26 protein-coding genes are annotated in these 25215 nt (G+C 66.9%); 25 read left to right on the top strand and 1 reads right to left on the bottom strand.

The features are described from left to right. The first annotated feature begins 83 nt into the window (after positions 1–83). From rpsP to AVCA_RS17895, 24 genes are all read left to right on the top strand, one after another. Positions 84–335, top strand: coding sequence for a 30S ribosomal protein S16 (gene rpsP, locus AVCA_RS18010; RefSeq protein ID WP_012702470.1), 252 nt, complete (start codon positions 84–86; stop codon positions 333–335). A gap of 7 nt (positions 336–342) precedes the next feature. Next, on the top strand, positions 343–879 hold the full coding sequence (rimM, locus tag AVCA_RS18005; RefSeq protein WP_012702469.1) for a ribosome maturation factor RimM: 537 nt from the start codon (positions 343–345) through the stop codon (positions 877–879). Between the two features lie 2 nt (positions 880–881). After that, positions 882–1625 (top strand): tRNA (guanosine(37)-N1)-methyltransferase TrmD, encoded by a 744-nt coding sequence (gene trmD / locus AVCA_RS18000; protein WP_012702468.1) that lies wholly within the window; start codon positions 882–884, stop codon positions 1623–1625. Positions 1626–1667: 42 nt separating this feature from the next. Next, positions 1668–2018, top strand: a complete 351-nt coding sequence (gene rplS, locus AVCA_RS17995) for a 50S ribosomal protein L19 (protein WP_012702467.1) — start codon at positions 1668–1670, stop codon at positions 2016–2018. 144 nt (positions 2019–2162) lie between these two features. Then, entirely contained in the window at positions 2163–2594 is a 432-nt protein-coding gene (locus AVCA_RS17990) for an acyl-CoA thioesterase (protein WP_012702466.1), read from the top strand. A gap of 71 nt (positions 2595–2665) precedes the next feature. Next, positions 2666–3562: a site-specific tyrosine recombinase XerD gene (gene xerD / locus AVCA_RS17985; protein ID WP_012702465.1), complete on the top strand. Its 897-nt coding sequence runs from the start codon at positions 2666–2668 to the stop codon at positions 3560–3562. 66 nt (positions 3563–3628) lie between these two features. Further along, positions 3629–4363, top strand: coding sequence for a DsbC family protein (locus AVCA_RS17980; protein ID WP_012702464.1), 735 nt, complete (start codon positions 3629–3631; stop codon positions 4361–4363). 137 nt (positions 4364–4500) lie between these two features. Next, positions 4501–5805 (top strand): homoserine dehydrogenase, encoded by a 1305-nt coding sequence (locus AVCA_RS17975; RefSeq protein WP_041807379.1) that lies wholly within the window; start codon positions 4501–4503, stop codon positions 5803–5805. A gap of 83 nt (positions 5806–5888) precedes the next feature. Then, on the top strand, positions 5889–7298 hold the full coding sequence (gene thrC / locus AVCA_RS17970) for a threonine synthase (RefSeq protein ID WP_012702462.1): 1410 nt from the start codon (positions 5889–5891) through the stop codon (positions 7296–7298). Between the two features lie 215 nt (positions 7299–7513). Next, positions 7514–7798: a DUF3509 domain-containing protein gene (locus AVCA_RS17965; protein WP_012702461.1), complete on the top strand. Its 285-nt coding sequence runs from the start codon at positions 7514–7516 to the stop codon at positions 7796–7798. 202 nt (positions 7799–8000) lie between these two features. Further along, on the top strand, positions 8001–9248 hold the full coding sequence (locus AVCA_RS17960; protein WP_012702460.1) for a GGDEF domain-containing protein: 1248 nt from the start codon (positions 8001–8003) through the stop codon (positions 9246–9248). Positions 9249–9309: 61 nt separating this feature from the next. Beyond that, positions 9310–9849: a YaeQ family protein gene (locus AVCA_RS17955; RefSeq protein ID WP_012702459.1), complete on the top strand. Its 540-nt coding sequence runs from the start codon at positions 9310–9312 to the stop codon at positions 9847–9849. 79 nt (positions 9850–9928) lie between these two features. Further along, entirely contained in the window at positions 9929–11638 is a 1710-nt protein-coding gene (gene recJ, locus AVCA_RS17950; protein ID WP_012702458.1) for a single-stranded-DNA-specific exonuclease RecJ, read from the top strand. Between the two features lie 190 nt (positions 11639–11828). After that, positions 11829–12935: an NADH:flavin oxidoreductase/NADH oxidase gene (locus tag AVCA_RS17945; protein ID WP_012702457.1), complete on the top strand. Its 1107-nt coding sequence runs from the start codon at positions 11829–11831 to the stop codon at positions 12933–12935. Positions 12936–12978: 43 nt separating this feature from the next. Beyond that, positions 12979–13704 carry a tellurite resistance TerB family protein gene (locus AVCA_RS17940; protein WP_012702456.1) on the top strand — a complete coding sequence of 242 codons (726 nt, stop codon included), beginning with the start codon at positions 12979–12981 and terminating at the stop codon, positions 13702–13704. 105 nt (positions 13705–13809) lie between these two features. Beyond that, a protein-coding gene (gene prfB / locus AVCA_RS17935) for a peptide chain release factor 2 (RefSeq protein WP_139239897.1) occupies positions 13810–14905 on the top strand; the annotation gives its coding sequence in 2 pieces (ribosomal slippage) (positions 13810–13881 and positions 13883–14905; 1095 coding nt in all). A gap of 44 nt (positions 14906–14949) precedes the next feature. After that, complete coding sequence (gene lysS, locus AVCA_RS17930) at positions 14950–16452, top strand: lysine--tRNA ligase (RefSeq protein WP_012702454.1); 1503 nt, start codon at positions 14950–14952, stop codon at positions 16450–16452. A gap of 181 nt (positions 16453–16633) precedes the next feature. After that, positions 16634–17347, top strand: a complete 714-nt coding sequence (locus tag AVCA_RS17925; RefSeq protein WP_012702453.1) for a TetR/AcrR family transcriptional regulator — start codon at positions 16634–16636, stop codon at positions 17345–17347. A 56-nt stretch (positions 17348–17403) separates the two neighbouring features. Beyond that, positions 17404–17946 (top strand): hypothetical protein, encoded by a 543-nt coding sequence (locus tag AVCA_RS17920; protein ID WP_012702452.1) that lies wholly within the window; start codon positions 17404–17406, stop codon positions 17944–17946. 7 nt (positions 17947–17953) lie between these two features. Next, complete coding sequence (locus AVCA_RS17915; RefSeq protein ID WP_012702451.1) at positions 17954–19249, top strand: flavohemoglobin expression-modulating QEGLA motif protein; 1296 nt, start codon at positions 17954–17956, stop codon at positions 19247–19249. A gap of 89 nt (positions 19250–19338) precedes the next feature. Further along, positions 19339–20085, top strand: coding sequence for a TIGR00266 family protein (locus AVCA_RS17910; RefSeq protein ID WP_012702450.1), 747 nt, complete (start codon positions 19339–19341; stop codon positions 20083–20085). Next, on the top strand, positions 20085–20972 hold the full coding sequence (locus AVCA_RS17905; protein ID WP_012702449.1) for an alpha/beta hydrolase: 888 nt from the start codon (positions 20085–20087) through the stop codon (positions 20970–20972). The genes AVCA_RS17910 and AVCA_RS17905 overlap by 1 nt, the downstream gene beginning before the upstream one ends. Then, on the top strand, positions 20969–21292 hold the full coding sequence (locus AVCA_RS17900; protein WP_012702448.1) for a hypothetical protein: 324 nt from the start codon (positions 20969–20971) through the stop codon (positions 21290–21292). The genes AVCA_RS17905 and AVCA_RS17900 overlap by 4 nt, the downstream gene beginning before the upstream one ends. Next, positions 21289–21792, top strand: coding sequence for an O-acetyl-ADP-ribose deacetylase (locus AVCA_RS17895; RefSeq protein WP_012702447.1), 504 nt, complete (start codon positions 21289–21291; stop codon positions 21790–21792). Before AVCA_RS17900 ends, AVCA_RS17895 begins: the two co-directional genes overlap by 4 nt. A 2-nt stretch (positions 21793–21794) precedes the next feature. Here the strand turns inward: AVCA_RS17895 and AVCA_RS17890 are convergent, their stop codons facing one another. Beyond that, positions 21795–22139, bottom strand: a complete 345-nt coding sequence (locus tag AVCA_RS17890) for a hypothetical protein (RefSeq protein ID WP_012702446.1) — start codon at positions 22137–22139, stop codon at positions 21795–21797. 216 nt (positions 22140–22355) lie between these two features. Between AVCA_RS17890 and ppc the strand changes: the two genes are divergently transcribed. Beyond that, entirely contained in the window at positions 22356–24992 is a 2637-nt protein-coding gene (gene ppc, locus AVCA_RS17885; RefSeq protein WP_012702445.1) for a phosphoenolpyruvate carboxylase, read from the top strand. Positions 24993–25215: the final 223 nt, after the last annotated feature.

Below are 25215 nucleotides of genomic sequence, written 5' to 3'. Positions count from 1 at the left end.
ACCTTTAGAATATGCGGCCTTTCGGGCCATGAGCCCAGTGTGCAATCTGGTTTTGCAGCACCGACTACAGGAACAATGTTCACATGGTAACCATCCGTCTTGCCCGTGGCGGCTCCAAGAAGCGCCCCTTCTACCACCTGACCGTGACCGACAGCCGCAACGCCCGCGACGGCCGTTTCGTCGAGCGCATCGGCTTCTTCAATCCGGTCGCCTCGGGCGCCGAAGTGAAGCTGTCCGTGGACCAGGAGCGCGCTGCCTACTGGCTCGGCCAGGGCGCCCAGCCGTCCGAGCGCGTCGCCCATCTACTCAAGGAAGCGGCCAAGGCGACCGCCTGATTTCGACATGGACATGACGCCTGCATCCGCCGATGGGCTGATCGTTCTCGGCAAGATCACTTCGGTGCATGGCGTCCGCGGGGAAGTGAAGGTCTATTCCTTCACCGATCCGATCGACAATCTGCTGGATTATCGTTTCTGGACGCTCAGGCGTGGCGACGAACGGCGTCAGATCGAGCTGGTCCGAGGGCGCCCGCAGGGCAGGCTTCTGGTGGCCAGGCTGAAGGGGATCGAGGATCGCGACGGGGCGCGTGCCTTGGCGGATTTCGAAGTCTGCGTTCCCATCGCCCAACTGCCTCGGCTGGACGAGGGCGAGTTTTACTGGCATCAGCTCGAAGGCCTGCGAGTGGTCGACCGGGAAGGTCGCTTGTTCGGCAAGGTCGATCATCTGCTGGAAACCGGCGCCAACGATGTGCTGGTGGTCAGACCCTGTACCGGTAGCCTGGACGACCGGGAGCGTCTCCTGCCCTATACGGATCAGTGCGTGTTGCGGGTGGATCTGGCGGCCGGCGAGATTCGGGTGGACTGGGATGCGGACTTCTGAGTATGCAGGTCGAGGTCATCAGCATTTTTCCGGAGATGTTCGCCGCCATCCGCGATTTCGGCATAACCAGCCGCGCGGTCAAACAGGGATTGCTCAGGCTCAACTGCTGGAATCCTCGCAGCTTCACGGAGGACCGTCACCAGACGGTGGACGATCGTCCGTTCGGCGGTGGTCCGGGCATGGTCATGAAGATCCAGCCCCTGGAGCGTGCGCTGGTTGCGGCCAGGGCGGCCATCGGGGGGCGGGCGAAGGTGATCTATCTGTCGCCGCAGGGCCGTCGGCTGAAGCAGCAGGCGGTGCGCGAGCTGGCGCGGGAAGAGGCACTGATCCTCATCGCCGGCCGTTACGAGGGTATCGACGAGCGCTTCATCGAGGCGCACGTGGATGAGGAATGGTCGATCGGCGATTATGTCCTGTCCGGCGGCGAACTGCCGGCCATGGTGCTGATCGATGCGGTTACCCGGTTGTTGCCCGGTGCGCTGGGGCATGCCGATTCCGCCGAGGAGGACTCGTTCACCGATGGCCTGCTCGATTGCCCGCACTACACCCGACCGGAGGTGTACGAGGGAAAACGTGTTCCTGAGGTGCTGCTGAGCGGCAATCACGAGCACATCCGGCGCTGGCGTCTGCAGCAATCCCTCGGGAGGACCTGGGAGCGCCGCGCCGATCTTCTGGATAGCCGCTCGCTTTCTGGAGAAGAGCAAGAGCTGTTGGCGGAATATCTTCGCCAACGGGACGATAGTTGACGTATCGATGGCGGGCCGAGGGCCTGTCTCAGGAGCACTCAGATGACCAACAAGATCATTCAGCAGCTCGAAGCCGAGCAGATGAGCAAAGAGATTCCGGCTTTCGCCCCGGGCGACACCGTGATCGTGCAGGTTAAGGTGAAGGAGGGCGAGCGCCAGCGTCTGCAGGCTTTCGAGGGTGTGGTCATCGGCAAGCGCAACCGCGGCCTGAACAGCGCTTTCACCGTGCGCAAGATCTCCAGCGGCGTGGGCGTCGAGCGTACTTTCCAGACCTACAGCCCGCTGGTCGACAGCATTACCGTCAAGCGTCGCGGTGACGTGCGCAAGGCCAAGCTGTATTATCTCCGCGACCTGTCCGGCAAAGCGGCACGTATCAAGGAAAAGCTTTCCTGATCAAGGGCTTTTCCCCTCGAAAAAGCAGCCGGAAGGCTGCTTTTTCGTTTGGGTGTCCGCCGATAGGCGTAACTCCTGCCTTGCAGCGTACAACAACAAAATCCCGCCAGTGGCAGCCATCTATTTTTATCTGGAAGTAGTGGCATGACCCCTAGAGAGCAAGAAATCCAGCGTCGGATCGAGTTGTCCGAAACCCGCATCACCAAAGCGGTCTTTCCGTTCACCACCAACCACCACAACACCCTGTTCGGCGGTACCGCGCTGGGCTGGATGGACGAGATTTCATTCATTACGGCGACGCGCTTCTGTCGTCTGCCGACGGTTACGGTTTCCTCCGACCGGGTCGACTTCAAGCATCCGATTCCGGGCGGTTCGATCGTCGAACTGATCGGTCGGGTGGTGCAGGTCGGCAATACCAGTTGCAAGGTCGAGGTGGAGATCTTCGTCGAAGGCATGTATTGCGGTACCCGCGAGAAAGCCATCACCGGCGTGTTCAGTTTCGTCGCCATCGACGAAAACAAGAGACCACGGGCTATACTGCCCGACTTTTCATCGGAAAAGGACGAAGCGGCCTGAGTGGTTGCTCGCCGATGTGAGTTTCCAGACTCCCTGGCGGCTTTTTCCGGTCTGTTCTGGCAAGGATCGGCATGCCTGGCGTCGAGCATCCACAGATCGAGCGTTTTCTCGAAGCCCTCTGGCTGGAAAAGGGCCTCTCGGCGCATACCCGGGCGGCCTATCGCAGCGATCTCGAACTTTTCAACGGCTGGCTGTGCGAGCGCGGCCTGGCGCTGGTCGAGGTGGGGCGCGAGCTGATCCTCGATCATCTGGCCTGGCGGGTCGATGCCGGTTACAAGGCGCGCTCCACGGCACGTTTTCTTTCCGGTCTGCGAGGCTTCTTCCGCTATCTGCTGCGCGAGGGCGTGATCGCCGGCGATCCGACCCTGCAGGTGGAACTGCCGCAATTGGGCCGTCCCCTGCCCAAGTCCCTTTCCGAGGCCGATGTCGAGGCGCTGCTGGCAGCGCCGGAAGACGACGATCCGCTCGGGCTGCGCGACCGGGCCATGCTCGAAGTGCTGTATGCCTGTGGCCTGCGGGTCAGCGAACTGGTCGGCCTGCGCCTGGAGCAGTTGAACCTGCGCCAGGGGGTGGTGCGGGTATTCGGCAAGGGCAGCAAGGAGCGCCTGGTGCCTCTGGGCGAGGAGGCCATCGCCTGGCTCGAGCGCTATTTGGTCGAGGCCAGGCCGCTGCTGCTGGGCGGGCGGCCGAGCGACGTGCTCTTTCCCAGCCTGCGTGGCGAGCAGATGACCCGGCAGACCTTCTGGCACCGCATCAAGCATCACGCCCGGCTGGCGGGGATCGGCAAGAGTCTGTCGCCGCACACCCTGCGCCATGCCTTCGCCACCCATCTGCTCAATCACGGTGCCGATCTTCGCGTGGTGCAGATGCTTCTCGGCCACAGCGACCTGTCGACCACTCAGATCTATACCCATATCGCCCGGGCACGCCTACAGGAGCTGCACGCGCGGCATCATCCGCGTGGCTGAATGGGCCGTCCGGGGTGTCCGCCTGTGATAGGCTCTGCCCATTCGCATTGTTCCTCTGGAGTATCCATGCGCGTTTCCTCCCTTTTCGCTGCCGTGGCGCTCGGTTTGGCAAGCACTCTGGCCTTGGCGGCCGATCCCGGCCAGGCCATTCGCAAGGCCCTGCAACAGATGCAGCCGGGGCTGCCGATCGAGTCCATCGCTGAAAGCCCGATGACGGGGCTCTACCAGGTCCAGTTGAAAGGGGGACGAATGCTCTATGCCAGTGCCGATGGCCAGTTCGTCATGCAGGGCTATCTGTATCAGCTCAAGGACGGCAAGCCGCTCAACCTCACCGAGAGGGCGGAAAGCCTGGCCGTGGCGAAGGCCATCAACGGTATACCGGCCGGCGAGATGGTGATCTTCGCGCCCAAGGAGCCGAAGACCCACATCACCGTCTTCACCGACACCGACTGCGGCTACTGCCAGAAGCTGCACAGCGAGGTGCCGGAGCTGAACCGGCTCGGTGTCGAGGTGCGCTACGTGGCCTTTCCGCGCCAGGGCATCGGTTCCCACGGCTACGGGGATCTGGTGAGTGTCTGGTGCGCCAAGGACCGCCAGGCGGCGATGAACAAGGCCAAGGCGCGGGAGAAAGTGCCGGCGGCCACCTGCGACAACCCGGTCGCCAAGCAATTCGAGCTGGGTCAGATGATCGGCGTGCAGGGCACTCCCGCCGTGATACTGGCCAACGGACAGATGATCCCCGGTTATCAGCCGGCGGCGCAGTTGGCCAAGCAGGCCCTGACCGCCCAGTCGACCAACTGAGCGGGTCGCCGCGCCTTCGGCGTTCGCGGGCGGCACGCCAATTGACTAAAGGCCGGGTGCTTCGTAATGTGCGGCTCTTTTCTCTGCGGTCGGGGCATATCCGGCCGCTCTCTGCGGTGAAGATGGGGAGTTTCAGCGTGAAACCGGTCAAAGTAGGCATCTGTGGACTGGGTACCGTCGGCGGCGGCACCTTCAATGTGCTCAAGCGCAATGCCGAGGAGATCGCCCGCCGCGCCGGGCGTGACATCGAGATCGCCCAGATCGCCATGCGCAGCTCCAACCCGAAATGCGATATCGCCGGCACCCCCATCGCCGCCGATGTCTTCGAACTGGTCGACAATCCGGAGGTCGAGGTCGTCGTCGAACTGATCGGCGGTTGCAGTCTGGCCCGCGAGTTGGTGCTCAAGGCCATCGACAACGGCAAGCACGTGGTCACCGCGAACAAGGCGCTGATCGCCGTGCATGGCGACGAACTCTTCGCCAAGGCCCGCGAGAAGGGCGTGATCGTCGCCTTCGAGGCGGCGGTGGCCGGCGGCATTCCAGTGATCAAGGCGATCCGCGAGGGTCTGGCCGGCAACCGCATCAACTGGGTGGCCGGCATCATCAACGGTACCGGCAACTTCATTCTCAGCGAAATGCGCGAGAAGGGCCGGGCCTTCGCCGACGTGCTCAAGGAGGCCCAGGCGCTGGGCTACGCCGAGGCCGATCCGACCTTCGACGTGGAGGGCATCGATGCCGCCCACAAGCTGACCATCCTCGCCTCCATCGCCTTCGGCATTCCGCTGCAATTCGACAAGGCCTACACCGAAGGCATTTCCAGGCTCACCAGCGCCGACGTCGGCTACGCCGAGGCGCTGGGTTACCGCATCAAGCACCTGGGCATCGCACGGCGCACCGCCGAAGGCTTCGAGCTGCGCGTGCACCCGACGCTGATCCCGGCCGACCGCCTGATCGCCAACGTCAACGGCGTGATGAACGCGGTGATGGTCAACGGCGATGCCGTGGGCTCGACCCTGTTCTGCGGCGCCGGCGCCGGTATGGAGCCGACCGCCTCGGCGGTGGTGGCCGATCTGGTGGACGTGGTCCGCGCCATGACTTCCGACCCGGAGAACCGCGTGCCGCACCTGGCCTTCCAGCCCGATGCGCTGTCCGCCCACCCGATTCTGCCGATTTCGTCCTGCGAGAGCGCCTACTACCTGCGCATCCAGGCCAAGGACCATCCGGGCGTGCTGGCCCAGGTGGCGACCATCCTTTCCGAGCGTGGCATCAACATCGAGTCGATCATGCAAAAGGAGGCCGAGGAGCACGACGGCCTGGTTCCCATGATCCTGGTCACCCACCGGGTCCGGGAGCGCTGTATCGACGAAGCCATCGCCGCCATGGAGGCGCTCGAGGGCGTGGTCGGCAAGGTCGTCCGCATCCGCGTCGAACAGCTCAACTAATCCGCTACAAGCCGCCCGCCGTCCGCCGCCAGTCGAGCCCCGCTGCGGCCCGGGGCCGCGGCCCGAACCTAAGGTTTGCACACATGCGCTACATCAGCACCCGTGGCCAGGCGCCGGCCCTGAATTTCGAAGACGTGCTGCTGGCCGGCCTGGCCAGCGACGGCGGCCTCTACGTGCCGGAAAGCCTGCCGCGCTTCACCCTCGAGGAGATCGCCTCCTGGGCCGGCCTGCCGTACCACGAGCTGGCCTTCCGGGTGATGCGCCCGTTCGTCGCCGGCTGCATCGCCGACGCCGACTTCAGGCGGATTCTGGAAGAGACCTACGGCGTATTCGCCCACAAGGCGGTGGCGCCGCTGACCCAACTGGGCGCCAACGAGTGGGTGCTCGAACTCTTCCAGGGCCCGACCCTGGCGTTCAAGGACTTCGCCCTGCAACTGCTCGGCCGTCTGCTCGACCATGTGCTGACCAGGCGCGGCGAGCGCGTGGTGATCATGGGCGCCACCTCGGGCGACACCGGCTCGGCCGCCATCGAGGGCTGCAAGGCCTGCGACAACGTCGACATCTTCATCATGCACCCGCACAACCGCGTGTCCGAGGTGCAGCGCCGGCAGATGACCACCATCCTCGGCGACAACATCCACAACATCGCCATCGAGGGCAACTTCGACGACTGCCAAGAGATGGTCAAGGCCAGCTTCGCCGACCAGGGCTTCCTCAAGGGCACCCGGCTGGTGGCGGTCAACTCGATCAACTGGGCGCGGATCATGGCCCAGATCGTCTACTACTTCCATGCCGCCCTGCAGCTCGGCGCGCCGCATCGCTCGCTGGCCTTCTCGGTGCCGACCGGCAACTTCGGCGATATCTTCGCCGGCTACCTGGCGCGCAACATGGGCCTGCCGGTCAACCAACTGATCGTCGCCACCAACCGCAACGACATCCTGCACCGCTTCATGTCCGGCAACCGTTACGACAAGGACACCCTGCACCCGTCGCTGTCGCCGTCCATGGACATCATGGTGTCGTCCAACTTCGAGCGCCTGCTGTTCGACCTGCACGGCCGCAACGGCGCCGTCGTCGCCGCGCTGATGGACGCCTTCAAGGCCACCGGCAGGCTGTCGGTCGAGGACGACCGCTGGACCGAGGCGCGTCGTCTGTTCGACTCGCTGGCGGTGGACGACGAAACCACCTGCGCGACCATCGCCGGGGTGCACGGCGAAACCGGCTACCTGCTCGACCCGCATACCGCGATCGGCGTCAGGGCCGCCCGCGAATGCCGGCGCAACCCGGCCCTGCCGATGGTCATTCTGGGCACCGCGCATCCGGTCAAGTTCCCCGAGGCGGCGGAGAAGGCCGGCATCGCCGCCGTTCCGCAACTGCCGGCGCACCTGGCCGACCTGTTCCAGCGCGAGGAGCGCTGCTCCGTGCTGCCCAACGACCTGAAGGCGGTGCAGGCCTTCGTCAGCCTGCACGGCAATCGCGGCAAGCCGCTGTAAGGCGCCGCGGCTCGAACCCTGAAGCCGCTTTCCAGCAGGAGGGTGGCTTTTTCCTTTTCCTTCATATCCTCCATGATCGGGCCGCTCGCGGTTCCTCCCTTTCCCGCGAGCGCCTGTCTTGCTGCCTGGAAAACGGGCCCTGTGGAAACTTTCCGCGTGCCGGCAAGTCATTTGCGGGCTGCAAGCAGCCTTCTCATCACTTGGGGTGTCTGGATATGGAAAGCACGCGTGAGTTGCTGGTCGAGGCGCTGGCGCCTTACAAGATCGATATAGGAGGGGTTCGTCCGGATGGCAGTCGGTTGCTGACGTTGCAGAACGGAGCTGGCGAAATCCTGATCGAGCGTCCGTTGAGTCCGGTGCAGTTGATGGACAAATGGTTGCTCATTGATGTCGTGGACGGCATCCATCGCGACCTGCGCATCCTCGAGGGACGGCTCACTCCCAAGGTGATCGCGGCGCTGGAGCGGGGGCAATGCGCCCGGCAGAACGACGTGTTCTGAGTCCGATGGGCGACCGGATGCGCGATGATCGTTGCGGGCCTTTCGCTTGCGCCCGGACATCGGCGCGTTCCATTTCCATGCCGGGTGGTGGATCGCTCCGGCAACGGACGTTGCGCATGGGCGGACTGGAGGAGGAGAGCACGGCACAGGGAGGTGTGGCCGGGCATGCCAGGAGGCCTGCGGGCTGCTGAGACGCTGACCCATGGCGCCGCGCCCGAACGGTTCGGGCATGGCGTCCGAGGGCTGGCGCCATGCCATCGGCGCACGTAAAGTTTCGCCTCCCGGTCCCGGCCCCAGCCTGTCCATGACCCTGCATCTGCCCACCCTGCTGCTGACGGTTGTCTACGTCCTGATCCTGCTGGGCCTGCTGATGCTGCATGCCTGGTGGCGCAGCGAAGGCGAGTCGACCCTCGGCTACATGGCCGGCACGCTGCTGGTAGCCGCTGCCGGCATGCTGCTGGGCAGCCTGCGCGGCATCGGCATCGATACCCTGTCCATCGTGCTCGGCAACATGCTGCTGCAATTGTCGGGCGGACTGGGTTGGACGACTTCGCGGGTGTTCGCCGGGCGACCGGCCTGGTGGCCGGGAATCATGGGCGGCGCGCTGCTCTGGGGGCTGCTCTGCCTGTGGCCGACATTCCTGGCCTCGCTGCCGCTGCGGGTGGCGATCGCCAACCTGCTGGTGATTCTCTACAGCGCGCTGGGGGCCTGGGAGCTCTGGCGTGTCCGCGCCTCCCTGACGGTCTCCGTCGCGCCGGCGCTGGGGATGCTGGTCCTGCACGGCACTTTCTACTGCCTGCGGCTGTCGTTCGATCGCGGCGCCTCCATCGGCCTGCGCTGGAGCGAAAGCGGTGCCGACTTCATGGCCTGGATGGTGCTGGAGGCCTTCCTGTTCGCCAACGGCATCGCCTTCGCTACCCTGGCCATGGTCCGCGAGCGCGCCGAGCAGCGCTACCGGGCGGTGGCCTATCGCGATCCGCTCACCGACATCGGCAACCGCCGGGCCTTCACCAGCGGCGGCGAGGTTCTGTTGGCCCGCTGCGCCGCCGAGGGACGGCCGGCGGCCTTGCTGCTCTGCGACCTCGATCATTTCAAGCGACTGAACGATACCCATGGGCACGCCATGGGCGATGCGGCGCTGGTCGCCTTCGGCCGTCTGCTCGCCTTGGGGGTCCGCCAGCAGGATATTTGCGGGCGCATCGGCGGCGAGGAGTTCGCCTGTCTGCTGCCCGGGGCGGACAGGACGGTATCGCTGCAGGTGGCCGAGCGCATCCGCCAGGCCTGCAGCGAACTGTCGCTGGAGCCGGGGGTGCGCGTCAGCGTCAGCATCGGCGTCGCCTCCAGCGAACAGGCCGGCTACGACCTGTCGCGCCTGCTGGCGCTGAGCGATCAGGCACTGTACCGGGCCAAGGCCAACGGTCGCGATCGGGTCGAGTGTTCCGCCGACTGACGCTCGCAGCGCGGATTCGGGGTACACTTGCCGCCCCTCGAAGCGGACCGGATGCCTGCCCATGGCCCTGCAAGCCACGCCCTACAAAGTCGAACTCAACCTCACCGACCTGGATCGCGGCGTCTACGAGAACCTGCGCTTCACCGTCGCCCGGCATCCTTCGGAAACCGAGGAGCGCCTGGCCGTGCGGCTGATCGCCTATGCTCTCTGGTACGACGAGCAACTGGCTTTCGGCCGCGGCCTGTCGGACGTCGACGAACCGGCGTTGTGGCTGAAAAGTCTCGACGACCGCGTCCTGCACTGGATCGAAGTCGGCCAGCCGGACGCCGAACGCCTGACCTGGTGTTCGCGACGCGCCGAACGGGTCAGCCTGCTGACCTACGGCAGCCTGCGGGTCTGGCAGGGCAAGGTGCTGGAGGCGGTGAAGGGCCTGAAGAACCTCAGCGTGGCGGCCGTGGGCCAGGAAGCCCTGGAGGAACTGGCCCGCGACCTGCCGCGTTCGCTCGGTTGGAGCCTGATGATCAGCGACGGCGCCTTGTTCGTCACCGACGAGCGCGGTCAGCACGAGATTCCCCTGGAGTGGCTGCTCGGCGAGCGCTGAGCGACGTTTCCCCGTAGGGCGGGAGCGTCCCGCCAGTCTTCGAATCCGGCGGCTGCTTCCGCCCTGAAATTACCATCCAATGCGAATCGAATCCCGTCCACTGCCCGAGCCCTTGCCCGACCTGGGCGATCTGCCGCCGCTTCTGACCCGGCTCTATGCCGCCCGTGGCGTGCAGTCCGCCGCCGAACTGGACAAGGGGCTGGCGCAACTGTTGCCCTACCGCCGGCTCAAGGGCATCGAGGCGGCGGTGGCGCTTCTGGTCGAGGCGCTGCGCGAGCGTCGGCGCATCCTCTTCGTCGGCGACTTCGATGCCGACGGCGCCACCGCCAGCACGGTCGGCGTGCTCGGCCTGCGCCTGCTCGGCGCTGAGCATGTCGACTATCTGGTGCCGAACCGCTTCGAATACGGCTACGGTCTGACTCCCGAGATCGTCGCCGTGGCCCTGGAGCGCCGGCCGGAGCTGCTGGTGACGGTGGACAACGGCATTTCCAGCCTCGACGGGGTGGCCGCGGCCAAGGCCGCCGGCCTGCAGGTGCTGGTCACCGACCACCATCTGCCGGGCCACGAACTGCCGGCGGCGGACGCCATCGTCAATCCCAACCAGCCTGGCTGCGACTTCCCCAGCAAGGCCCTGGCCGGGGTCGGAGTGATCTTCTACGTGCTGCTGGCGCTGCGCGCCCGCCTGCGCGAACTGGGCTGGTTCGCCGGGCGGAACGAGCCGAACCTGGCCGAACTGCTCGATCTGGTCGCCCTCGGCAGCGTCGCCGACGTGGTGCCGCTGGACGCCAACAACCGCATCCTGGTCCACCAGGGGCTGGCGCGCATCCGCGCCGGACGGGCGCGACCGGGGTTGCGCGCGTTGCTCGGGGTGGCCGGGCGCGACCCGCGACGGATCACTTCCACCGATCTCGGCTTCATCCTCGGGCCGCGGCTCAACGCCGCCGGGCGGCTGGACGACATGTCCCTCGGTATCGAATGCCTGCTCTGCGAGGATGAGGAACTGGCCCGCGAGATGGCGGTGCAGCTCGACCAGCTCAACCAGGACCGCAAGGCCATCGAGCAAGGCATGCAGCGCGAGGCCCTGGCCCAGCTCAGGGAACTGCCTGTCGAGGAACTGCCCTTCGGCCTCTGCCTGTTCGAGCCGGACTGGCACCAGGGGGTGATCGGCATCCTCGCCTCGCGCCTCAAGGAGCGCTACCACCGCCCGGCCATCGCCTTCGCCGACGCCGGCGACGATCTGCTCAAGGGCTCGGCGCGTTCGGTGCCGGGGTTTCACATCCGCGATGCGCTGGATGCGGTGGCGGCCCGGCAGCCTGGGCTGATCAGCAAGTTCGGCGGGCACGCCATGGCCGCCGGGCTGTCGCTGCCGCGGGAGAACTTCGCCGCCTTCGCCGCGGCGTTCGACGCCGAAGTGCGCCGCCAGCTCCGCGCCGACGACCTGAACGGGCGACTGCTCTCCGACGGCCCGCTCGGCATCGCGGAGTTCCACCTCGATCTGGCCCGCGCCCTGCGCCAGGCCGGTCCCTGGGGCCAGCACTTTCCCGAGCCGCTGTTCCACGGCACTTTCCAACTCGTCCAGCAGCGCCTGGTCGGTGAGCGCCATCTGAAGCTGGTGGTACGCAGCGAGTGCGGCGTGCTGCAGCTCGACGCCATCGCCTTCAATATCGATCGCGAGCAATGGCCGAATCCGGCGGTGCGCTGGGCCGAACTGGCCTATCGGCTGGACGTCAACGAGTACCGTGGGCAGGAGAGCGTGCAACTGGTGGTGGTGCATATCGAGGCGCGCTGAGCGGAGCGCCAGACCCGCGCGCCCCTTTCCCCGGCGCCGTTCGCCGCCGCTCTCGTCGGTGCGGGCAGCCGGTACATGACCCGGGCCCGTCGCGGTATGCCAGGGGCTTGTTTGCCATTTCCTGCAGGTGCAGTCTTTTCTCCCGTCTAGAGTTGAAGTGTCGATCATTCGTTAGGACCGGAGTGTTGCCATGAGCCTGCTGTTCGAGCCCTTGACCCTGCGTCAACTGACCTTGCCCAACCGTATCGTCGTATCGCCGATGTGCCAGTACTCGGCCCGGGACGGGCTGGCCAACGACTGGCATCTGGTGCACCTGGGCAGCCGCGCGGTGGGCGGAGCCGGGCTGGTGATCGTCGAGGCCACCGCGGTCGTCGCCGAAGGGCGTATTTCCGCCCAGGATCTCGGCCTCTGGAATGACGAGCAGATCGAGCCGCTGCGCCGCATCACCTCCTTCATCGAGTCCCAGGGCTCGCTGGCCGGCATCCAGTTGGCCCATGCCGGACGCAAGGCGAGCGTCTGGCAGCCCTGGCTGGGCCGGCCGGGCAGCGTGCCGCCCGAGGAGGGCGGCTGGGTTCCGGTCGGCCCCTCGGCGATTCCCTTCGATCCCCGCCACAGGGTGCCCGAGGTCCTCGACGAGGCCGGTATCCGCGAGGTCGTCCGGGCCTTCGTGCAAGCCGCCGAGCGTGCCCTGGCCGCCGGTTTCAAGGTCGTCGAGGTGCACGCCGCCCACGGTTATCTGTTGCATCAATTCCTCTCGCCGTTGTCCAACCAGCGTCGGGACCAGTACGGCGGCAGCTTCGACAACCGCATCCGCCTGTTGCTGGAGGTGACCGAGGCGGTACGCGCGGTGTGGCCCGAGACCCTGCCGCTGTTCGTCCGCCTGTCGGCCACCGATTGGGTGGAGGAAGGCTGGAACCCGGAGGAGACGGTGGCGCTGACCCGGCGCCTCAAGGCACTGGGCGTCGATTTGATCGACGTGTCTTCCGGCGGCACCGCGGCCGCGGCGGAAATTCCCGTCGGGCCGGGCTACCAGACCCGCTTCGCCGAACAGATACGCCGCGAGGCGGGGATCGCCACCGGCGCGGTGGGCATGATTACCGAGGCGGCGCAGGCCGAGCACATCCTGCGCACCGCCCAGGCCGACCTGATCCTGCTGGCCCGCGAGTTGCTGCGCGATCCCTACTGGCCGCTGCATGCAGCGGACTTTCTCGGCGACAAGGCGGTGCCCTGGCCGGCGCAATACGTGCGGGCCGCACATCGCGACACGCCGTTCCGCGAGTCCGGCGAACTCGACTGACGCCGGCCTCGCTTCTCGACCCGGAAGCAGAGGAGACTGTGCGATGAACACCAGTGGATTGCTCGATCAACTTCTCAGGTCCGCCGAGGGCTTTCGCCGGCAGGGACAGCCGTCGCCCGGCGGCGGGGCTGGCGGCGGCCTGTTCGGCGACATCCTCGGCGGCGCCGGCGGCGGTTCTCCGGGAGGCTCGCTGGGCGGCCTGCTGAGCGGCGGAAACAAGGGGGCGCTGGCGGCAGGGGCTCTCGCCCTGCTGCTCGGCAAGCAGCGGCTCGGCAAGCTGGGCGGCAACGCCGTGGCCTACGGCGGTCTCGCCGCCCTCGGGATGCTGGCCTACAAGGCCTTCAACAACTGGCAGGCACAACAGGCCGGCGCTTTCCCAGGCGAGCCGCAGACCCTCGACCGCCTGCCGCCGGAGCGAGCCGAAGGGCACAGCCGGGCGCTGCTCAAGGCGCTGGTCGCCGCGGCCAAGGCCGACGGGCATGTGGACGAGCGCGAGCGCCAGTTGATCGAAACCGAACTGGGGAGGGTCGCGGAGGACGAGGAGCTGCAGGGCTGGCTGCATGACGAATTGAACCGGCCGCTGGACCCGGCCGATGTGGCCCAGGCCGCCGACACACCGGAACTGGCCGCCGAGATCTACCTCGCGAGTCTGCTGGCGGTCGACGAGGAGCAATTCATGGAGCGCGCTTACCTGGACGAACTGGCGCGGCATCTGCGGCTCGATCCGCAACTCAAGACGGAGCTGGAGAGCCAGGCGAGGGCCGCCTGAGTCCGGCCGGGCGCTTCACGCATGCGGACCGCGGGCTGTCAGTGGCGGCCCGCTGCGTTATACTCTTCGGCTTTTCGAACTGTCCGAGCGCGAGCGCTGCCCACCATGGAAATCAATCCGATCCTCAACAGCATCAAGGACCTGTCCGAACGTACCCAGACCATTCGGGGGTATCTTTGACTACGATCGCAAGCGTGATCGTCTGACCGAGGTCGAGCGCGAGCTGGAAGACCCGAACGTCTGGAACAATCCGGAATACGCGCAGAACCTGGGGCGCGAACGCGCCCAACTGGCGCTGGCCGTCGAAACCCTCGACGAGCTCACCGGCGGTCTGGCCGACTCCCGCGATCTCCTGGACATGGCCGTCGAAGAGAACGACGAGGGTGCGGCGAACGATGTCGCCGCCGAAGTCGAGCGCCTGCGCGGCATCCTCGAGAAACTCGAGTTCCGCCGCATGTTCAGCGGCGAAATGGACGCCAGGAACGCCTACCTCGACGTCCAGGCCGGCTCCGGCGGCACCGAGGCCCAGGACTGGGCCAACATGCTGCTGCGCATGTACCTGCGCTGGGCCGACAAGCACGGCTTCGACACCGAGATCGTCGAACTGTCGGAAGGCGAGGTCGCCGGCATCAAGAGCGCGACCGTGCACGTCAGGGGCGAGTACGCCTTCGGCTGGCTGCGTACCGAGATCGGCGTGCACCGCCTGGTGCGCAAGAGCCCGTTCGACTCCGGCAACCGCCGGCACACCTCGTTCTCCGCGGTATTCGCCTCGCCGGAAGTCGACGACAACATCGAGATCGACATCAATCCGGCCGATCTGCGCGTCGATACCTACCGCTCGTCCGGGGCCGGCGGCCAGCACGTGAACACCACCGACTCCGCGGTGCGCATCACCCACCTGCCGACCAACACCGTGGTGAGCTGCCAGAACGAGCGCTCCCAGCACGCCAACCGGGACCGCGCCATGAAGATGCTGCGCGCCAAGCTGTACGAGCTGGAGGTCATGAAGCGCAACGTCGCCGCCCAGGCGCTGGAGGACACCAAGTCGGACATCGGCTGGGGCCACCAGATCCGCTCCTACGTGCTCGACCAGTCGCGGATCAAGGATCTGCGCACCGGCATCGAGAACAGCAACTGCGATGCGGTGCTGGACGGCGATCTCGACGAGTTCATCGAGGCCAGCCTCAAGAAGGGCCTGTGACCCTCACCGAATCATTCGCACCACATGCCAGATAGACAGAGACCATGAGCGAACAACCGCTGAACCAGCATGCCCTCCACGAGGAAGAAAACAAGCTGATCGCCCTGCGCAAGGAGAAACTCGCCGCCGAGCGCGCGAAAGGCAATGCCTTCCCCAACGACTTCCGCCGCGACAGCTACTGCGCCGACCTGCAGAAGCGCTATGCCGAGGCGGGCAAGGAGGAGCTGGAAGCGGCCGCGATCCCGGTCAAAGTGGCCGGGCGCATCATGCTCAACCGCGGCGCCTTCATGGTCATCCAGGACATGACCGGGCGCATCCAGGTCTACGTCGACCGCAAGGGCCTGCCGGCCGAGACGCTGGAGGCGGTCAAGCACTGGGACCTGGGCGACATCATCGCCGCCGAGGGCACCCTGGCGCGCTCCGGCAAGGGCGATCTCTACGTGCACATGAGCACGGTGCGCCTGCTGACCAAGTCGCTGCGCCCGCTGCCGGACAAGCATCATGGCCTGACCGACACCGAGCAGCGCTACCGCCAGCGTTACGTCGACCTGATGGTCAACGAGGAAACCCGCCACACCTTCCGCGTGCGTTCGCAGATCATCGCCCACATTCGCAGGTTCCTCGCCGAGCGCGACTTCCTCGAGGTGGAAACGCCGATGCTCCAGGTCATCCCCGGCGGCGCCGCGGCCAAGCCCTTCCAGACCCACCACAACGCGCTGGACCTGCCGATGTTCCTGCGCATCGCACCCGAGCTCTACCTCAAGCGCCTGGTGGTCGGCGGCTTCGAGCGGGTCTTCGAGATCAACCGCAACTTCCGCAACGAAGGCGTCTCGACCCGCCACAACCCCGAATTCACCATGCTCGAGTTCTACCAGGCCTACGCCGACTACGAGGACAACATGGACCTCACCGAGCAGTTGTTCCGCGAACTGGCGCAACTGGTGCTGGGGACCACCGACGTGCCCTACCAGGGTAAGGTGTTCCACTTCGGCGAGCCCTTCGCCCGCCTGTCGGTGTTCGACTCGATCCTCTACTACAACCCGGAAGTCTCCGCCGCGGACCTGCGCGACATCGAGAAATGCCGCGCCATCGCCAGGAAGGCCGGCGCCGACGTCAAGGGTTTCGAGGGACTGGGCAAGCTGCAGACGATGATCTTCGAGGAGTTGGTCGAGCACCGCCTGGAACAGCCGACCTTCATCACCCGCTATCCCTTCGAGGTTTCGCCGCTGGCGCGGCGCAGCGACGACGATCCGAGCGTCACCGACCGCTTCGAGCTGTTCATCGGCGGCCGCGAGATCGCCAACGCCTACTCCGAGCTGAACGACGCCGAGGACCAGGCCGAGCGCTTCATGCAGCAGGTCCGGGACAAGGATGCCGGCGATGACGAGGCCATGCACTTCGACGCCGACTTCGTGCGCGCCCTGGAATACGGCATGCCGCCGACCGCCGGCGAAGGCATCGGCATCGACCGTCTGGTGATGCTGCTGACCGATTCGCCGTCGATCCGCGACGTGATCCTTTTCCCGCACATGCGTCCGGAAGTCTGATCCGACGGCCGCACGAGCGACGCCCGACGAGGCCCGCACCAGGAGGCGGCGGGCCTCGTCGGACGCGCAAGATACGCTCCGCTGGTCGCGACCCGTGGTGCCGAGCTATCACGATGGATTGCTTCTGGCGCGGAAAGCCCTAACAATGGGGGCAGGTCTTAGTTGGAAAAGGATGCCCGTCTTGACCCAGTTCCTCTCCCTGAACAGTGCTGCCCACATGGCCAGCGCCGTTGCCCACAGTGTCCAGTATCGAGGTCGAAAGACCAGTCGTCGCGGTAGCGAGCAGCGCCGCCAGGCCATTCTCGATGCCGCCATGCGTATCATCATCCGCGACGGCGTGCGCGCCGTGCGCCACCGGGCGGTGGCCGCCGAGGCCGGCGTGCCGCTGTCGGCGACCACTTACTATTTCAAGGACATCGACGATCTGCTCACCGATACCTTCGCGCTGTTCGTCGAGCGCAGCGCGGCCTACATGGCCGGTTTCTGGGAGCGGACCCAGGGCCTGCTGCTGGAGCAGGTCGGTCGCCTCGACGACAGCGGCGATTCGCGCCGCCAACTGGCCGAGGAGATCGCCCGGCTGGCGGTCGGCTATGTTCGCGACCAGTTGCATTTCCGGCGCGACGAGCTGGTCGCCGAGCAGGCTTTCCAGCAGGAGGCGCTGATCAACTCGCGCCTGCACGAACTGGCCCGTTCCCACCGGCGGATCCTCCAGCAGGGCGCCATCCAGTTCTTCCAGGTACTCGGTTCGCAGCATCCCGAGCAGGATGCCAGCGTGCTGACCGGGATCATCGGCCGCATGGAGTACCAGGGACTGCTCGAAGGTCCGGGACGCCTGGACGACGAGGAGATGCTGGCCGTTCTGAGCCGCTACATGTATCTGGTTCTCGGGCTCTGACGAGATGGCCGTCCCGCTGGGTGCCGGGGTGGTCCTTCCTGGCGGGGGAGAGCGTTATGCGAGCCTGGCGTCTTGTCCTCCTGCTGCCCTTCTGCCTGCTCGCCGGCTGCCTGGTGAGCTTCACCGAGCGAATCGCTCCCGGCGAAGCGGCACCGGTTTCCCTGCTCGGTGAGTGGAGCCGGCGCAACGAGTGGGGCGAACGACTGGCCCTGGAGATTCGCCCGGCCGGCCCCGCCCGCTACCGCGCCCGGCAATCCCTGGAAGGGGCCGACGACGGGCTGCAGGCCGAATTCACCGTGACCCGCCATGGCCGGCGCTGGTATCTTTCCGCCGGGCTGCCGGACGACCTCGGTGGCGGTTTTCTCATCCTCGGCTTCGAGCTGACGGCGAACAACGAACTGGTGCTCTACAACCTGGGGCCGGCGCGGGTTCGCCAGGCGCTGGAGCGGGGGACACTGGCCGGCAAGCCGATCGTCACCGCCCGGGGACCCGGGGTGCGCGTTCTCAGCCCGCTGGACAGGGTCTTCGCTTATCTGGACGATCCCGCCAATTCCGACGTTTTCAGCGAAGTGGCGCGCTACCGGCGCGTCGGCCAGTGAGAGCTCGATGAGCAGACGCAAGCAGCAGTACGAGTACCAGCAGATCATCCGCAGCCTTTCCGACCGGTTGGTCGAGGCGCAGATGCCGATCCGCGTGCTGGACGCGGTGAAATGGGACGACGAAGTGCGCCAGCGCTTCTTCGCCGCCGATTGTCGCCAACTGCCGCCGGTGGACCGGGGCTATTACGAGAGTCGCCCCCTGTCCTTCGATCCGGTGGCGAAAAAGCAGGAGTTTCAGAGCATCGAGCGGGATATCACCCGCCAGCTCGGCCAGTTCAGCCCGGTCGGGCAGATCATGCGGCGCATGTGCAAGGAATACCGCATGGTCATCCGCATGCTCGAGGCGCGCGGTACCCCGGATTTCGGGCTGATTTCCGAGGAGCTCTACGGCGCCGCTTCGGATGCCTTCCACGCCGGCGACCCGACCCTGGCCGATTTCGGCCTGATGCTGTCCGACTACCTGAACCAGATCGCCGATCGCGGCGACCTCAAGGACGAGCCCAAGACCCTCAATGCCAGCGCTGCCGTGCAGAAGCTTCAGGAGCGCCTGAACCGGGTGTTCGGCGAGCACGAGAGCACGGTTCGCGTGTTCGAGTCCGACGGCATCGTCGCCGACGCCGCGGCCGGCGCCGACTACATCAAGATCCGCAGCGACGCGCTGTTCAACGAGCGCGACGTGCGCGCTCTGGAGGTGCACGAGGGGCTGGTCCACGTGGCCACCACGCTCAACGGGCAGAACCAGCCGATTTGCACTTTTCTGGCCAAGGGGCCGCCGTCCTCCACGGTGACCCAGGAGGGACTGGCGATCCTCATGGAGGTGATCGCCTTCGCCTCCTATCCCAGCCGCCTGCGCAAGCTGACCAATCGCACCCGTGCCATCCACATGGCCGAGCAGGGGGCTAATTTCCTGGATATCTTCGAGTTCTTCCGCGACCAGGGGCTGAGCGACGAGGACAGCTACACCAACGTCAGCCGCGTGTTCCGCGGCTCGTGCCCGGACGGCATGCCCTTCACCAAGGATCTGTCGTATCTCCGGGGCTTCATCCTGATCTACAACTACATCCAGTTGGCGGTACGCAAGGGCAAGCTGGAGCAGATCCCCCTGCTGTTCTGCGGCAAGACCACCCTGGAGGACATGCGTACCCTGCGCCAACTGGTGGACCAGGGGCTGGTGGTGCCGCCGAAGTACCTGCCGGAACAGTTCCGCGACCTCAATGCCCTGTCGGCCTGGATGTGCTTCTCCAACTTCCTCAATCACCTCAGCATGGAACGGATCGAGGCGGACTACGCCAACATCCTCTGAGCGGTGCGCGGCGATTCGCGTCGCCGCGCCGGGCGGCGTTCCCACGGAGTATCCTTGCGGGCTTCCCGTCTCGATAAGGACCGTTTTCCATGGCCAGCCATCAGCTCGATTACGAAATCCTCGGCGCCCACGCCCAGTCGGTGGAAATCATCCTCGATCCCGGCGAAACGGTGATCGCCGAGGCCGGCGCGATGAATTACATGACCGAGGGCGTACGCTTCGAGACCCGCATGGGCGATGGCTCGGAGAGCGGCGTGCTGGGCAAGCTGTGGGGCATGGGCAAGCGCATGCTGACCGGCGAGTCGCTGTTCATGACGCATTTCTCCAATCACGGCAAGCGGCAGGCGCGGGTCGCCTTCGCCGCGCCCTATCCGGGGACAGTAGTGCCGGTGGATCTCGCCGAGATCGGCGGCACCCTGATCTGCCAGAAGGACAGCTTCCTCTGCGCCGCCCGCGGTACCGAGATCGGCATCAGTTTCAGCAAGCGCATCGGTGCCGGTTTCTTCGGCGGCGAGGGCTTCATCCTGCAAAGGCTGTCCGGCGACGGCCTGGCTTTCCTGCATGCCGGCGGCGCGGTGATCCGCAAGGAGCTGCGCGACGAGACCCTGCGCCTGGATACCGGCTGCCTGGTGGGCTTCAGCCGGGGCATCGACTACGACATCCAACTGGCCGGCGGGCTGAAGAGCATGTTGTTCGGCGGCGAGGGCATTCTCCTGGCGACCCTCAAGGGCACCGGCACCGTCTGGCTGCAGAGCCTGCCGTTCTCGCGGCTGGCCGAGCGGGTCTACGAGTCGACCGTCAAGGCCCGCGAGGACGTGCGCGGCGGTGGCGACTGATGCCGCAGCGAGCGCTGCGTCCGCTCCTGCTCGGCTTGTTCCTGGCCGCCGGTGCCGGCTGCAGTTCCCTGCTGTTCTATCCCGAGCCCGGCCAGCCCCTCACGCCGCGCGCGGCCGGCCTGGACTACCGCGACCTCTACTTGCGCGCCGCAGACGGCACGCGCCTGCATGCCTGGTGGCTGCCGGCCCGGGCGGGACGGGAGGTGCGCGGCACCGTGCTGCACCTGCACGGCAACGGCGGTAACCTGGCCTGGCATCTGGGCGGCAGTTGGTGGCTGCCGGAACAGGGCTGGCAGGTGCTGCTGCTGGATTACCGCGGCTACGGCCTGTCCGAGGGCTCGCCCGCCCTGCCGGAGGTATACCAAGACCTAGAGGCGGCCTTCGCCTGGCTCGGGTCGGAACCGGCGGTGCGCGACAGGCCGCTCGCCGTGCTCGGCCAGAGCCTCGGCGGTGCCCTGGCAGTGCATTTCCTGGCGCAGCGGCCGCAACGCCGCGCCCGGCTTTCGGCACTGGTGCTCGACGGCGTGCCGGCCAGCTACCGGGAAGTGGCGCGGCACATGCTGGGCGGCGCCTGGCTGACCTGGCCACTGCAGGTGCCGCTGTCCTGGCTGGTGCCGGACGGCGACAGCGCGGTCGACGCGATGCCGCGGCTGCAGGGGCTGCCCGTACTGATCTACCATAGCCGCGACGACGAACTGGTCCCCCTGTCCAACGGATTGCGCCTGTACCGGGCCGCGGCTCCGCCACGGTTTTTCCAGCCGACCCGCGGCGGCCATGTGCAGACCTTCGCCGAGCCGGCATGGCGGGCGTTGATGCTGCGCTTTCTCGCCGATCCCCGGAGCGCAGGCGGACTGGCCCAACCTTCCCCAGACGAGATTTCCCGATGAGCGTGACCAACCCCGTTCACCTGATCCTCACCGCCGTCGGCAGTGTCGCCGTCACGGTGGCCGCGCTCGGCCATTACGGCTATCTGCATGTGGCCAGGCCGGAGGATGCCCTGCTGCTGGCGGAGTTCACCATGCTCAAGACCGTCCCCGGCGAGGATTACCGGGTTTCCCTGAAGCCGGCCAGCCAGGTGGCGCAGTGCATCGATGGCGTGCTGGTGCTGTTCGATACCGAGCAAAAGGGTCTCACCGGCGTGCTGGTGGACCAGCGCAGGCAGGCGGTGCGCTGTCCTGGCCAGGAAACTCCGCGGGGCGAGCGATGAAGGTCGTGGTCTGGCAGGGTGACCTGACGAATCTGGCGGTGGACGCGGTAGTCAATGCCGCCAATCCCGGCCTGCTCGGCGGCGGCGGGGTGGATGGCGCCATTCATCGCGCCGCAGGTCCGGGGCTGCTCGCCGCCTGTCGCCGGCTGGGCGGCTGTCCGACCGGCGAGGCGCGCCTGACGCCGGGCTTCCGCCTGCCGGCGCGCTATGTGATCCACACGGTCGGGCCGGTCTGGCTGGGCGGCGGCCAGGGCGAGGCGGAACTGCTCGCCGCCTGCTACCGCAACAGCCTGGATCTGGCCGAACGGCACGCTCTGACGAACATCGCCTTCCCGGCGATCAGTTGCGGCATCTACGGCTATCCGGCGGATCAGGCGGCCGCCATCGCCGTGGCCGAGCTGTGCCGTCCGCGCCCGGCCGGCAGCTCCCTGCGCCAGGCGCTGCTGGTGGCCTTCTCGGCAGACATGGCCGCCCTCTACCGGCGCCTGCTGGATGTCTGATTTCAGTGACTGGCGCCGTCGGCCTGTGCGCTCATCTCCTGCAGGTAGCGGCGCGACAGGGCGAGAAAGCGCGGCGTCGGGCCGATGTCCTCGTAGAGTGGATCGCCCTGCTCGTCGAGGGAGACGATCTGGCTGCCCTTCACATAGGGCATGCTGGTTTCCAACTCCTCGAGAGCCGCGCCGATCAGTTCGCCGAGCAATTCCTCGACGTTGCGTCTGGGGTACATTTCGGCCAGCGCGGCGAGGCGCGCGGCAGCTTCCAGGTCGAGTCGGATATGGTACGGACTGGGCGTCAGACGACCTCTGGCGCCGCGTTCCCAGTGCTGGAGCAGTTCGCGGATCTTCATGAGGCACCTCATCTGCTGCGTGGATGACCCGCCGGGCGGCGATCCGCCGGGCGGTGACAGGTCGTGCTCGGGTATTGACTTCAGACTAGCCCAGCAGCGCTTCCCCCTTGTCAGAAATCGGCATGCTGGGCACTCTACGGCAAGTGATCCGGTGCGACGGATGGACACCGGAAGTCCGGTCGGCTGGATATCCCCGAACTGCTGCTGGAGGTTCTCATGGAGGAAATCGACGCCCGCCTGCGCGAGGACGTCCGCCTGCTCGGCGAACTGCTCGGCGAATATATCCATGCCCAGTGCGGTGAGGTCTTCTTCGACAAGATCGAGCGCATCCGCCTGGGGGCCAAGACGGGACGCCTGGGGTCGGAGGAGGGCGCCGAGCAGTTGACCCGTACCCTGGGCGAGCTGCGGGAGGACGAGCTGCAGCCGGTGGCGCGGGCCTTCAACCAGTTCCTCAACCTGGCCAACATCGCCGAGCAGTACCACGAGATCCGCCGCCGCGCTCCCGAGGAGCCGCCGCCCTTCGCGGTGCGCGCCCTGCCCGAACTGCTCGACCGGCTGTTGGCCGGCGGCCATGCCGCAGACGCATTGGCCCGCCAACTCGGGCGCCTGGAGATCGACCTGGTGCTCACCGCCCACCCCACCGAGGTGACGCGCCGTACCCTGATCCGCAAGTACGAGGCGATCGCCGCCGAACTGGCCGTGCTGGATCATGGCGATCTGCTGCCGGCCGAGCGCGAGGCGGTGCACGAGCGCCTGCGCCGGTTGATCGCCGAGGCCTGGCACACCGACGAGATCCGCCGCAGCCGGCCGACCCCGGTGGACGAGGCCAAATGGGGCTTCTCGGTGATCGAGCATTCCCTCTGGCAGGCCGTGCCGGCCTTCCTGCGCGGCGTCGACCGCGCGTTGCACGAGGCCACCGGCCTGCACCTGCCGCTGGAGGCGGCGCCGATCCGCTTCTCCTCCTGGATGGGCGGCGATCGCGACGGCAACCCCAATGTCACCGCCGCGGTCACCCGCGAGGTGCTGCTGCTGGCGCGCTGGGCGGCTGCCGACCTCCATCTGCGCGACGTCGAGCAACTGGCCGCCGAGTTGTCCATGCAGGAGGCGAGCAGCGAGCTGCGCGCCCGGACCGGCGAGGTCGACGAACCCTACCGGGTTCTGCTCAAGCAACTGCGCGAGCGGCTGTTCGCCACTCGCGACTGGGCCGCGGCGGCCCTGCACGGCGAGGCCGTGCGTTCGCCGGCGGTGCTGCAGAACAACCGCGAGCTCCTGCAGCCGCTGGAACTCTGCTACCGCTCGCTGCATGCCTGCGGCATGGGGCTGATCGCCGACGGTCCGCTGCTCGACAGCCTGCGCCGGGCGGCCACCTTCGGCCTGTTCCTGGTGCGCCTGGACATCCGCCAGGATGCCGCCCGGCATGCCGCGGCGCTCAGCGAGATCACCGAATACCTGGGTCTCGGCCGCTACGCCGACTGGAACGAGGAAACCCGTACCGCCTTTCTGATGCGCGAGCTGGACAGCCGCCGGCCGCTGTTGCCGGTGCATTTTCCCGCCTCCGCGGAAACCGCCGAGGTCCTCGCCACCTGCCGCGAGGTGGCGCAGGCCCCGGCGGCGTCGCTGGGCTCCTACGTCATCTCCATGGCCGCGGCGCCCTCCGACGTGCTGGCCGTGCAACTGCTGCTCAAGGAGTGCGGCCTGCAGCGGCCGATGCGTGTGGTACCGCTGTTCGAAACCCTGACCGACCTGGACAACGCCGCGCCGACGGTGGAGCGGCTCCTGCTGCTGCCGGGCTACCGCGCCCGCCTGCACGGTCCCCAGGAGGTGATGATCGGCTATTCCGACTCGGCCAAGGACGGCGGCACCACGGCCGCCGCCTGGGCACAGTACCGCGCCCAGGAAGGCCTGGTGGAGGTCTGCCGGCGACAGGGCGTCGAACTGCTGCTGTTCCATGGCCGCGGCGGTACCGTCGGTCGTGGCGGCGGTCCGGCCCATGCGGCGATCCTCTCCCAGCCGCCGGGCTCGGTGCCCGGACGCTTTCGCACCACCGAACAGGGCGAGATGATCCGCTTCAAGTTCGGCCTGCCGGACACCGCCGTGCAGAGCCTGAACCTCTATCTGTCCGCCGTCCTCGAGGCCACCCTGCTGCCGCCGCCGGCGCCGGAGCCGGCCTGGCGCGAACTGATGGACCGCCTGGCCGCCGAGGGGCTGGCCGCCTATCGCAGCGTGGTGCGCGAGCATCCGCAGTTCGTCGAATATTTCCGCCAGGCCACGCCCGAGCAGGAACTCGGCCGCCTGCCGCTGGGCAGTCGCCCGGCCAAGCGGCGGGCCGGCGGGATCGAGAGCCTGCGGGCGATTCCCTGGATCTTCGCCTGGACCCAGACGCGCCTGATGCTGCCGGCCTGGCTGGGCTGGGAGACGGCCCTGGGCAATGCCCTGGCGCGCGGCGAGGGCGAACTGCTCAGGCGGATGAGCCGGCATTGGCCGTTCTTCGGCACGCGCATCGACATGCTGGAAATGGTCCTGGCCAAATCGGATGCCGCCATCGCCCAACTGTACGACGAGCGGCTGGTGGAGCCGGGCCTGCTTCCCCTGGGGCAGCAACTGCGCGGCCTGTTGTCGCAGGCCTGCGCCGCCGTCCTCGAATTGACGGAGCAGGATCGCCTGCTTGGCCACAATCCCGAGGTTCGTGCCGCCTTCAGCGTGCGCAATACTTACCTGGATCCTTTGCATCTGCTGCAGGTCGAACTGCTGGCCCGCTACCGTCTGCACCAGGAGCAGGCCTGCAGCCCTCTGGAGCAGGCATTGCTGGTGAGCGTGGCGGGCATCGCCGCCGGTCTGCGCAACACCGGCTGACGAACGGTCGGCGGGGGGGCTGCCGGCATCGCTCCCAGGAGGGGTGCCTTGCAGTGCTTTTCGTCGGTTTTTCCGTTGTTCGTGTCAAGTTCGCTACATTTTGGGCTGGCTTGTGCACCCCGGGGTCAGCTGTGTATCTTGTGCACCTTTTGGCTGCCCGATGGCGCCAGGTTTGTTGTTCAGAAGGTCGATCCGAGACAATTCGAAGCTTTTAACAATCACT

This window comes from Azotobacter vinelandii CA (assembly GCF_000380335.1).
Taxonomy (GTDB): domain Bacteria; phylum Pseudomonadota; class Gammaproteobacteria; order Pseudomonadales; family Pseudomonadaceae; genus Azotobacter; species Azotobacter vinelandii.
This window is presented reverse-complemented; position numbering and strand designations above follow the sequence as displayed.